An 11,787-nucleotide genomic window follows, 5' to 3' on the forward strand; every position below is an offset into this window, starting at 1 on the left:
CAGGTAATATGCATGTTCCCATACATCAATCCCCAAAATTGGAGTTCCCTGAACTTCGGCCACATCCATCAGCGGATTATCCTGATTGGGCGTAGACGAAACCACCAGCTTATTGTTTTGAAGAACCAACCATGCCCAACCTGACCCAAAGCGAGTCAAAGCTGCCTTGGTGAAGGCTTCCTGAAAATTTTCTATGCTTCCAAATGAATCATTTACTGCGTCTAATAATACTCCTTCCGGAGCAGGTGCACCACCCGGTGCAATTACTTCCCAGTACAAATTGTGGTTATAAAATCCACCTCCGTTGTTTCGTACTGCTACTGATTGACCAGACACTCCACTTAATATTTCTTCTATTGATTTTCCTGCAAGATCAGTTCCTTCAACTGCTCCATTCAGGTTTGTTGTATAACCTGCATGGTGCTTACTGTGATGGATTTCCATTGTTCTTGCATCAATGTGTGGCTCCAGTGCCGTGTAATCGTATCCTAATTTTGGTAATTCAAATGCCATTTTATTATTATTTAAAGATTTAAATATGTTTATTTCTCATTAGCAAAAATAGACGCTATTTAGAATTAATCCAAATCTTCGAATAATAAAACACATTGAAATCCTTTATTGTTCATAGAAGGAATTAATAAATACAGAACTTCAATGAATTAATTCTAAAGATTGAGCCAAAAGCCCAGTCATCAGGCAGAAAAGAGATCGAAATATTTTTATTTACTTTTATCTTTTTAATGGCCTGATCAATAATATTACCTTTGCCCCTCTTAAAAAAAGGATGAATAAAAGCATATTAAAACTTGCCCTTCCCAATATCATCAGTAACATAACCGTTCCGTTGCTGGGATTGATCGATCTGGCCCTGATGGGACACCTCGGATCGGAAATTTACATTGGTGCCATTTCGCTTGGGAGTGTGATTTTTAATATCATTTACTGGGGGTTTGGTTTTCTGCGAATGAGCACCTCCGGTTTTACAGCACAGGCTTTTGGCGAAAAAAAAACGGCAGAATCAATAACCATATTAATACGTGCTCTGCTTTTAACATTGTCCGTTAGTGTTATTATTCTACTGCTTCAATCACCGATTGCCTGGGCAAGTTTTAAATTAATAGGCGGTAGTCCCGAAGTAGAAACGCTGGCCAATGAATACTTCAGAATAAGAATTTGGGCAGCACCTGCAGCCTTGAGCCTGTTTGTTTTCAGCGGATGGTTTTTAGGAATGCAAAATGCTCGCTATCCCATGATTATCGCTATCCTCGTGAATGCTGTAAATATTCTGCTCAGTGTATTTTTTGTTTTTGGATTAAAAATGAAATCTGATGGAGTAGCCCTCGGAACCGTGATTTCTCAATACGCCGGATTGCTCACCGCAATTCTTCTGTTATTCAAAAGATATAAGAAAATGCTCCCCTTGGTTACAAAAGCCGGGGTAATGGACCTAAAGTTCATCGCAAACTTCTTTAGGGTGAACACTGACATTTTCATTCGCAGTTTTTGTATTATCGTTGTATTTACCTTCTTCACGTCAAAGTCGGCCAGTATTAACGATACCATACTCGCCGTAAACTCAATCCTGCTGCAGTTTCTGATGTTCTTTTCCTTTTTTATCGATGGTTTTGCTTTTGCCGGCGAAGCGTTGGTAGGCAAATTTATAGGTGCCAAACAAATTGAAAACTTAAAGAAAGTTGTAAAACTGCTTCTTTATTGGGGACTGGGACTGGCAATTACTTTTACCCTACTGTACTTAACGGGCACCAATTTCATTTTAAAACTGCTTACCTCGCAGAGAGATGTAATTCAAACCGCTCAAAAGTTTCTGGTTTGGGTGGTGCTTATTCCAATTGCAAGTGTTGGTTCATTTATTTGGGACGGAATCTATATCGGTGCAACAGCATCGCGCCCCATGCGAAACAGCCTGCTGGTTTCCACCTTTTTGATATTTGCTCCGGTTTATTATTTTTTAAATCCGGTTTGGAATAATCATGCGCTTTGGATGGGAATGTTGCTTTTTATGTTTTCGAGGGGAGTTATTTTATCACTTCTCTATAAAAGGACTATTTTGAAGCCGTTGACTAAGAAAGAATAATAATGATAATAAAAAATATCCAATACTCAATGTAGAATGCTCAATGATCAAGTATTCGAAATTGGATATTGGATATTTAGAATTCAATATTGGAAATTATATCGTATCCGATTATTCACCAACAGCTTTTAACCAGGTCGCAGCCATCAGTTCGGCACCGGCCATTGAAGGGTGCACTCCGTCGGGTGTCCAGTAGGTTCCCGGAGCGTGTTTAATGGCCTCATCAAATACTTTCTGAAAAGGTACCCAAATGGTTTCAAATTCGTCCGATATCTTTTTTGCTGCCACCTGGTATTGTTGCATTGGTTCAATCCATGTTTCGTCAACTGCGCTTGTTTTAAGCACATAAAATGGCTCGCACAAAACCAATTTTATACCCGGGAAAGCTTCCTGCGTGCGTTTTAGTAAAGCACGGTAATCGTTCTCATAAATCTCAATGGTGCCGTCGTAATGACCATCTCGTGTGTGCCAGTAGTCGTTCACACCAATTAAAATACTCAGCACATCCGGTTTTAATTCCATACAATCTTTGTCCCAGCGGTCGGCCAGTTGAAAAACCTTATTACCACTAATCCCCCGGTTATAGATAGTAAGTTGTTCTTCTGGATATGTATTTAGTAGTTGTGAAGCTGCCAAAAGCGCATAACCGTTTCCGAACGACCATGCACGGTTTGGCGATTCATTTTGTTTGTCGCGACCGGCGTCGGTTATCGAATCCCCCTGAAACAATACCGTATTACCTTTTGCAAAAATTGATGCTGTCTTTTGTTTCGGTTCTGAAACACATGCCGAAACGATACTTGAAATACTTGCAGCAGCCACTGCTCCTGCGGTTGATTTGTATAAGAAGTTTCTTCTGGAAATACTCATTTGGTTCTATTTAAGTTGATTTATGAAAAACAAATGTAAAAAAATTATAGCAGCTGTTTACCATTAAAGGCTTGTTAAATACCACCACAATCTACCCGATTTCGAAATTCAACCTAAAATTACAAAACTCATTTTGGCAATTTTCGAAAACTATCACTTATTTTAGTCTCGTTTTAGGATAGCACTATGGATTTTACACAATTATCATTCGATACACCCGTTGAACTGATCAATCAGGCCATTAGGGACACGCTGGTTGGCAGCCTCGGAATTGAGATTACAAAAATTGAGGAAGGAAGAGTTGAGGGAATGTTGGATCTCTCTGCAAAAAATTCGCGCCCGGGAGGCATTTTACATGGTGGCGCCAACCTGGCAATGGGCGAAACTCTTGCCGGTTTGGGCAGCATGTTATTAGTTGACATGAACGCTTACGATGTGTTGGGAATTATGGTAAACGGCAATCACACAGGCGTGTTAAAAAAAGGCAAGGCGCTGGCAGTTGCAAAAATCGTTCATCGGGGCAAACAAACGCATGTGTGGAATGTTGATATTTGCAATGAAGAAGGGAGATTGATTTCATCTGTACGTGTTACCAATATGATTACTGAAAAGAATGACCGATAACGAAAGATTAATACATCTGATCGACGAACTCGTTAACAAAAACTGCTCTTTTGCCCTCTGGTCTGTGCCCGGTGATAAAACGCTTGAGTTGCTTATTTCGTGCCAGGAAGCCTTAATTTATCCCAACGAGGTAAGCCGCTTAAACGGGCAGGAAGGATTTGTTTTTGCGCCTTATCACGTTAGCGAAGAGACACCGCTGATTCTGTTAAAACCTGATATTTACAAAACGGGGCTTAAGGAAATCCTCCAGCTCGATATGAATGATGTAAAAGTCTGCCAAAAGGAAGAGTCGAACTACACATCGCACTACATAATTGAAAAGGAAGAATATCTTTCCGATATTGAGCAAACAGTAAATACCATAAAAAATACGAAACTGGCAAAAGCTATTGTTTCGCGCATTATTCCGGCAGAACGAAAAAATGAATCGCTGGGGAAATTGTACTCGCAGCTATTCGAACAAACGCCAAACGCTTTTGTGTATATGGTTAACCTGCCAAAAGCCGGTTTGTGGATGGGAGCCACTCCCGAAATTCTATTAAAATCGGAAGGAAAAACCATGGAGACCGTCTCGCTGGCCGGTACGCAACCCCGGGTCTCGGGTACAGAATACGGCTGGAGCACCAAGGACATTGAAGAACAAGCCTTTGTTTCGCGCTACCTGGTAGATCTGCTGTATCGATTTAATATTCACCGGTACACCACCCGCGGACCGGAAACGCTGGAAAGCGGAAAAGTGGCGCACCTGTTCACCAGTTTTCTGTTTGCCAAAAAGAAACTGGACGACTGTTTGGGTGATTTTATTGCCGAGTTGCACCCAACGCCGGCGGTTTGTGGTTTCCCAAAATCGAAGGCCGATAAATTTATAAGTACCGTCGAAAAACACAACCGACGTTACTATGCCGGATTTCTTGGTCCGTGGCAACTAAAAGATTCAGTAAGATTATTTGTAAATTTGCGCTGCATGGAAATTATTCCGCAAAAATACATGCTTTATGCAGGTGGTGGAATTACTTCGCGGTCGGTTCCCGAAGAAGAATGGGAAGAGACCAACAACAAAGCAAAAACCTTGTTATCGGCAATAGAAGCTATACGACAGAATGATCTCAACTAAAAAACACGTTCAACAACTGGCAGCACTCCTTCATCAGAAGGGAATAAACGACGTGATTGTTTCTCCCGGATCGCGAAACGGGCCAATGATAAACACTTTTGTGGGAAGTGGTTTATTTAATTGCCGCAACGTAGTTGACGAGCGCAGTGCAGCCTATTTTGCAATGGGTTTGGCACAGGCACTGAAAAAACCTGTTGCTATTGTTTGCAGCTCAGGGACAGCAACATTGAATTACGCACCTGCCATTGCCGAGGCTTTTTATTTAAATATTCCGCTGATCGTTATCACTGCCGATCGCCCGGAGTACTGGATCGATCAGCTCGAAAACCAGTGCATCAATCAGAAAGGGATTTATTCCAATTTTGTAAAAAAGGAATACAACCTCCCTCTGGAAGAATCGGAGACAGAGCTGTGGCAAGCTGCCCGCGAAATAAACGAGTGTCTTAACGCTGCTGTTTCGGGAAAACCAGCGCCTGTGCATATCAATGTTCCGCTCGAAGAGCCGTTACATGATTTGCTGGACGAAGAATTACCGAACATAAAAGCGATCAACGCTAAAGAATCAGTTTTTGACATTGATGACGCAAGCCTGAAAAAGTTAGCTACTGAGCTTAACTCATCAAAGAAAATACTGATACTGGCCGGACAACAAAATCCCGATCAGAAATTGGAAAAACTTTTGGTAGAGTTTATCGAAAAAACCGGTGTCGTTGTTTTAAAAGAACATCTGGCCAATCTGAATGATGTAAGTTTTTGCGGAAGTATCGATACGCTAATGGCAGCCATTTTAGCTGATGTTCCTGCAGATTTTCAACCGGATATTCTGATCACTTTTGGCGGGCATTTTGTTTCTAAAGCACTGAAACAGTTTTTGCGCAAAAACAAAGCCGGTCAACACTGGCACTTATCACCTGCCAACGATCATTACGATACATACCAGTCACTAACGCAAGTGGTACAAACAGATGCAAAGACCTTTTTTTCACAATTACTCCCTGGAGTTAGCAAGAAAGAGCAGGGATATTTGCAACGTTGGCAAAACAAGGAAAAGCAGGTGAACGAACTGCGAGACAAATATATTTCAGAAAGCCCTTTTTCTGATCTGAAAGTAATTGCAGAGGTTGGCCAGGCAATTCCCGAAAATTCGGTTGTGCATTTGGGAAACAGTTCACCTGTTCGATACGCTTTAATTACTGACTGGGCAAAAAACACTACTTTTTTAAGTAACCGGGGTACCAGCGGAATCGACGGACCAATGTCAACTGCGGTAGGTTATGCGTCTGTCTCTGAAAAAATAAATACTGTTTTGATCGGCGACTTGTCGTTTTTCTACGATTCAAATGCCTTGTGGAACAATTATATCAACGAGAATCTTCGGATCATCGTAATCAATAATGGTGGAGGGAACATCTTTAGTTTGATAAAAGGGCCGTGCGAATCACCCGCTTTCCAGCAGCATTTTTTTGCCGAAAACAAATTCAAAGCACAAGGTATTGCCCAAACATTCGGGCTGGATTATTTTAGTGCTGAAAATGAGTCGGAGTTAAAAGACTCACTCACGGAGTTGTATTCTCCAACAAGTAAAAATGCGACAATCCTGGAAGTTTTCACCGATGCGGAGGTAAATACAAAAACATTTCGGGGTTTATTTCAGTTTGTAAAACAATAAAAACAACATACAATGAATACAAAAAGACAATGGGAAACCATTAAAGAATACGAGGATATCTTTTTCGATTATTACGACGGAATTGGCAAAATCACCATCAACCGCGAGCAGGTGCGCAATGCTTTCCGTCCAACAACGGTAAACAACATTAGCGATGCCTTGCACATTTGCCGCGAAGACAACCGCATTAATGTAATTGTGCTGACAGGTGCCGGAGATAAAGCTTTTTGCTCGGGTGGCGACCAGAATGTAAAAGGAACCGGCGGTTACATCGACGAAAATGGTATTCCACGACTGAACATCCTTGAAGTGCAAAAACAAATTCGCAGCATGCCAAAACCGGTAATTGCCATGGTGAATGGTTATGCCATTGGTGGCGGCCATGTGTTACACGTGGTTTGCGACATCAGTATTGCCAGCGAAAATGCCATTTTTGGTCAGACAGGACCGAAAGTGGGTAGCTTCGATGCCGGATTAGGATCGTCGTATCTTGCAAGTGTTGTTGGGCAAAAGAAAGCCCGCGAGATTTGGTTTATGTGTCGTCAGTACTCGGCAGCCGAAGCACTTGAAATGGGCCTGGTAAACAAAGTTGTTCCGCTTGACCAGCTGGAAGACGAAGTGGTTGCCTGGGCACAAAAAATGCAGGAGCACAGTCCGCTGGCACTGCGCATGCTAAAATTGGGACTGAACGCCGAACTCGACGGTCAGATCGGAATTCAGGAGTTTGCAGGAAACGCTACCTTATTATACTACCTCACAGAAGAGGCACAGGAAGGAAAACATGCCTTCCTTGAAAAACGTAAACCTGACTTTAAAAAATACCCAAAATTCCCATAATTAGTAGCGAGATACGAGCCACGAGTTACGAGTTGAGCGAAGCGAATTGAAAATCGGCCACAGCCAAATCCCGACCGCAGCGTCGGGGTATCCAGTATCCAGTATCCAAAATATAGCATCAAGTATCAAATATGGCAACAGCAAAAAGTTGGGTAAAAGCATCACGGTTACGCACCCTGCCACTGGCATTATCGGGTATTCTTATGGGCTCGGCACTGGCAGCATTCTGGCATGGGTTTAACTGGCTTATTTTTATTCTTGCAATGCTCACTGCCACGCTGATTCAGGTGTTTTCGAACTTTGCCAACGATTACGGTGATTTTCAAAAAGGCACCGACAATGATAAACGTTTGGGCCCAACACGAACAATGCAGGGCGGAGAAATCACCATCAAAGAAATGAAATCCGGGATGTTTGTAATTGCCGGATTAAGTTTTCTGCTGGGTATCATTTTGGTTTTTGTTGGAACATGGCATCACAGTCCAACTGCATTTTTTGTATATATCGGACTGGGAATACTGGCCCTTTTAGCAGCTTATTTTTACACGGCCGGCAAAAAATCATACGGATATATTGGACTGGGCGATTTGTTTGTCTTTCTCTTTTTTGGCTTGCTACCTGTTATCGGTGTTTTCTACCTGCACAACAATGTTATTGAAGCCGCAGTTTGGCTGCCGGCCATCAGTATTGGTTTATTCAGTACCGGCGTGTTGAACCTGAACAATACCCGCGATATTGAAAACGATAAACAGTCGGGGAAAAATACTATCGCCGTAAAACTGGGGCCACTAAAAAGCAGGATCTATCATACTTCATTGATTTTATTGGCGTGGATTGCACTGATCATTTTTACAGTTCAGCAACAAAAAGCACCGTGGCAATGGTTATTTCTGTTGGTGTTGCCGGTTTCAATTATCGACCTTGTAAAAATATTCCGCATAAAAGACAGTCGCCAGCTTGATCCCTTTTTAAAACGCTTGGCATTGCAAACTTTGGCATTAACTTTACTGTTCTCGCTTGGTTTGATATTATCATGATAAAAGCACGCTACCAAAAATATGAGTTGCATTTTAAGCAACCTGCCGGCACATCGCGCGGGGTACTAAAGGCACGCTCGGTTTGGTATCTGTTTTTGGAGGAGAATGGTGTAACGGGGCTTGGAGAATGTGCGCCGCTTCCCGGATTGAGTATTGAAACGCCTGAACAAGTTGAAGAACAGTTGGAGAACATATGTAACAATCCAGAGCCTTTCATCAATAATTTTGACTTGCTACAAGATCTTCCATCACTGAAATTTGCATTGGAATCTGCACTGCTGGATTTGAAGAACGGCGGAAAAAGAGAACCATTTCCATCAGCGTTCACACGCGGAAAAGCAGGTATTCCAATAAACGGACTGATCTGGATGAATGAAATTGAAAACATGCAGCGTCAGATAGAAGATAAACTGGCAGCCGGTTTTCGATGTATCAAACTAAAGATCGGAGCAAAAGACTTTGAGCAGGAACTGGAATTATTACAAGCTGTTCGCAAACGTTTCTCCAGCGATCAAATTATTCTTCGGGTAGATGCCAACGGAGCTTTTGAAGCTGGTTCTGCACAAGACAAATTGAAAAGACTTGCAGAAGTACAACTTCATTCAATCGAACAACCAATTCGCTCAGGGCAAAGGAACGAGATGGCTGAATTGTGTAAAACCACTCCCCTGCCGATTGCTTTAGATGAAGAGCTGATAGGCATAAACAAACGCGAAGAAAAAATACAACTGCTGGATACGATACAACCACAATACCTGGTTTTAAAACCCAGTTTACATGGTGGTATTTCGGGTTGCGACGAATGGATAAAACTGGCCAACGAACGTTCAATAGGCTGGTGGATCACTTCGTACCTTGAGTCGAATATCGGGTTAAATGCCATTGCACAATGGGCTTTTACAAAAAATATGACGATGCACCAGGGGCTGGGAACCGGCCAGCTTTTTACCAATAACATTGAATCGCCGCTTGAAATTAGTGGCGAAAAACTGTGGTTCAACACCGCAAAATCTTTCGAAATGTAATGGAACTGTTTCCATCACATATTAGCATAAACGGGCAATCGGAAAATATAAAAGAGTTGCTTCAACAAAAACCTAATAGCGAGTGGGAACAAAGCTGGTTGGAATTTATAGAAGAATGGTACAATGCAAATGATTTTATAGAAGTACAAACATCGGGCTCAACCGGAACACCAAAAACCATCACACTAAAAAAGGATTTTGTGGCAGCCAGTGCCTTGAGAACTATTCGCTTTTTTAATTTGTATGAAGGCGACCGCATACTGCATTGCCTGCCCAGCCGTTACATTGCCGGGAAATTGATGACGGTGCGCGCTCTTATCGGGAAACTCGATATGCTGCTTGTTGATCCGGCATCAGACTTTACTAATTTACCAACTGATAAGCCCATAAAATTTGCGGCCATGGTAATTAACCAGGTAACAAAATACCTGGCTTTGCCGGAACAAAACATAAAAAATCTGTTGATCGGCGGCTCGGCAATTCCGAAACCATTGGAAGAGCAACTTCAGCAAATTTCAACAAAGTGTTATTCGAGTTACGCCATGACCGAAACAGCAACGCACATTGCTCTACGAAAGTTAAATGGCATGGATAAAACTGAAAGCTACCAGTGCCTCGATGATATTTCGGTTGAACTGGATGAACGTGATTGTATTCGGATTCTGATGCCCGGACTTGAAAACGGAGCCATTCAAACCAATGATTTAAGTGAAATAGAAGACATTCATCATTTTAAAGTACTGGGACGTATTGATAATGTCATCATCTCAGGGGGCATCAAATTTCTGCCCGAACAAATCGAGGAGAAATTGGCAAAAGATCTGCCCCTTCCCTATGCCATCGGTTCGGTGCCGGACAAACATCTTGGAGAGAAAATAATTCTGCTAATTGAAGGAAAGGTTGATGGTGAAGTTAAAACCATCATTCAAAACCACTGCACCAAATTGCTTTCAAAATACGAGCAACCAAAAGACATCCGTTTTATCGAAAAACTTCCACGCACTGAAAATGGGAAGATAGACCGAAAAAAGTTGAAAATGATTTTAAAAAATTAGGCTACAACAAAAGCTGACTTTAAAATGCCGAACAATAATTTTGTTAGCTTTGTTTCACCCTATTTCTTTAGATCGAAAAATCAGAATAATGGAGAAACTATTAGAATATAATCCCATATTATTGGCACTGGGTGCTACCCTTTTCACATGGTTTTTAACTGCAGCCGGAGCCTCAATGGTATTCTTTTTTAAGTCGATAAATAAAAAGATTTTGAATTCGATGCTTGGTTTCGCCGCAGGCGTAATGATTGCTGCCAGTTTCTGGTCGCTTTTGAAACCGGCCATCGAAATGGCAGAAGCACAAGGAGACATACCGTGGAAGCCTGCTGTAATCGGATTTTTGGCGGGAGGTGCTTTTCTGTTGTTGATCGATAAAATTCTGCCTCACCTGCACATGGGCTTGTCAATCGATAAAGCCGAGGGTATTCCAACAACCTGGCAACGAAGCATACTTTTGGTGCTGGCCATAACCTTACACAATATCCCTGAAGGACTGGCTGTGGGCGTTGCATTTGGTGCGCTGGCCAATAACCCCGACATGGGGATTCTTACCGGAGCCATTGCATTAGCCATGGGAATTGGGCTGCAAAACTTCCCCGAGGGAGCAGCAGTTTCTATTCCGCTGCGCCGCGAGGGACTCTCGCGCTGGAAAGCTTTTAACTACGGACAGCTTTCAGGAATTGTAGAGCCAATGGCCGGAGTGCTGGGGGCGTACCTGGTTCTCACCATCGAGCCACTGCTGCCTTACGCACTGTCGTTTGCAGCCGGAGCAATGATTTTTGTGGTGGTTGAAGAGCTGATTCCCGAATCGCAGCGAGGCAACGAAACCGATTTATCGACCATTGGTGCCATGTTGGGTTTCGCCACCATGATGCTGCTGGATGTGGCTTTGGGATAAACAAAACACGATCATTCTTCTTCCGCTGAGTTTCGGCTTGTGTATTAATGAAAATAGGCCGGCTGGGAAGTGGTTGCCTCGTAACTAAATGCTCAAAAGCTCAACACGGTGCTTTCGGCCCATCATTAAATGTTTAATAATTGCCGAAAATGATTTTTCCCCGTCATTAAATAATTAAACGCTTCCCACGATGTTTTTGGTTCATCATCAAATGATTAAAACCTCGCCACAAAGTTTTCTACGCGTGATTAAATAATAAAACACCTCCCACGAAGTTTTCTGCTCATGATTAAATAATAAAACGTTTCCCACAAAGTTTTTGCCCCGTAATTAAATGATAAAGCCCGGGTACAAAGTTTTTCAGTAAAAGAAATATGGTTATTTTTAAGGTAGTAAACACGAGCAATGCTGAAAATATTGAATGAATATGAAAACAACGCCGGAGCATAACAAGCGTATAGCAGAAATGACATTTGCGGCAGTATATCCGCACCATGTAACAAAAGAGGAGAAAAAAGCAAGAACAACAGAAGAGCTGCACCAGGTAATTGAGTGGCTGA

Annotated in this window: 12 protein-coding genes; 10 read left to right on the top strand and 2 right to left on the bottom strand. The window is 42.2% G+C overall.

The genetic code is table 11. The annotated features are described in order from the left end of the window. The coding region (locus tag ABZB17_RS14510; RefSeq protein WP_372651054.1) for a superoxide dismutase at positions 1 to 513 on the bottom strand (513 nt) is incomplete at its 3' end. 274 nt (positions 514 to 787) lie between these two features. On the opposite strand from ABZB17_RS14510, the gene ABZB17_RS14515 reads away from it, so the two are divergent. Then, positions 788 to 2,098, top strand: a complete 1,311-nt coding sequence (locus tag ABZB17_RS14515) for an MATE family efflux transporter (RefSeq protein WP_372651055.1) — start codon at positions 788 to 790, stop codon at positions 2,096 to 2,098. 111 nt (positions 2,099 to 2,209) lie between these two features. On the opposite strand, the gene ABZB17_RS14520 is transcribed toward ABZB17_RS14515, so the two are convergent. Further along, entirely contained in the window at positions 2,210 to 2,968 is a 759-nt protein-coding gene (locus ABZB17_RS14520; RefSeq protein WP_372651056.1) for a GDSL-type esterase/lipase family protein, read from the bottom strand. Positions 2,969 to 3,154: 186 nt separating this feature from the next. Between ABZB17_RS14520 and ABZB17_RS14525 the strand changes: the two genes are divergently transcribed. From ABZB17_RS14525 to ABZB17_RS14565, 9 genes are all read left to right on the top strand, one after another. Then, positions 3,155 to 3,592 (top strand): PaaI family thioesterase, encoded by a 438-nt coding sequence (locus ABZB17_RS14525; protein WP_372651057.1) that lies wholly within the window; start codon positions 3,155 to 3,157, stop codon positions 3,590 to 3,592. After that, positions 3,582 to 4,706, top strand: a complete 1,125-nt coding sequence (locus tag ABZB17_RS14530; RefSeq protein ID WP_372651058.1) for a chorismate-binding protein — start codon at positions 3,582 to 3,584, stop codon at positions 4,704 to 4,706. The genes ABZB17_RS14525 and ABZB17_RS14530 overlap by 11 nt, the downstream gene beginning before the upstream one ends. Beyond that, positions 4,693 to 6,375 (top strand): 2-succinyl-5-enolpyruvyl-6-hydroxy-3-cyclohexene-1-carboxylic-acid synthase, encoded by a 1,683-nt coding sequence (gene menD / locus ABZB17_RS14535; RefSeq protein ID WP_372651059.1) that lies wholly within the window; start codon positions 4,693 to 4,695, stop codon positions 6,373 to 6,375. Before ABZB17_RS14530 ends, menD begins: the two co-directional genes overlap by 14 nt. A 12-nt stretch (positions 6,376 to 6,387) precedes the next feature. Beyond that, positions 6,388 to 7,212, top strand: coding sequence for a 1,4-dihydroxy-2-naphthoyl-CoA synthase (gene menB, locus ABZB17_RS14540; protein ID WP_372651060.1), 825 nt, complete (start codon positions 6,388 to 6,390; stop codon positions 7,210 to 7,212). A gap of 131 nt (positions 7,213 to 7,343) precedes the next feature. After that, complete coding sequence (locus ABZB17_RS14545; RefSeq protein WP_372651061.1) at positions 7,344 to 8,249, top strand: 1,4-dihydroxy-2-naphthoate polyprenyltransferase; 906 nt, start codon at positions 7,344 to 7,346, stop codon at positions 8,247 to 8,249. After that, positions 8,246 to 9,274 carry an o-succinylbenzoate synthase gene (gene menC, locus ABZB17_RS14550; protein WP_372651062.1) on the top strand — a complete coding sequence of 343 codons (1,029 nt, stop codon included), beginning with the start codon at positions 8,246 to 8,248 and terminating at the stop codon, positions 9,272 to 9,274. Before ABZB17_RS14545 ends, menC begins: the two co-directional genes overlap by 4 nt. After that, positions 9,274 to 10,329, top strand: a complete 1,056-nt coding sequence (locus ABZB17_RS14555; protein WP_372651063.1) for an AMP-binding protein — start codon at positions 9,274 to 9,276, stop codon at positions 10,327 to 10,329. The genes menC and ABZB17_RS14555 overlap by 1 nt, the downstream gene beginning before the upstream one ends. Before the next feature lie 88 nt (positions 10,330 to 10,417). Continuing rightward, positions 10,418 to 11,227, top strand: coding sequence for a ZIP family metal transporter (locus ABZB17_RS14560; RefSeq protein WP_045027878.1), 810 nt, complete (start codon positions 10,418 to 10,420; stop codon positions 11,225 to 11,227). 466 nt (positions 11,228 to 11,693) lie between these two features. Then, the coding region (locus ABZB17_RS14565) for a DUF2200 family protein (RefSeq protein WP_372651064.1) at positions 11,694 to 11,787 on the top strand (94 nt) is incomplete at its 3' end.

The sequence above is a fragment of the Draconibacterium sp. genome, from assembly GCF_041583095.1.
GTDB lineage: Bacteria > Bacteroidota > Bacteroidia > Bacteroidales > Prolixibacteraceae > Draconibacterium.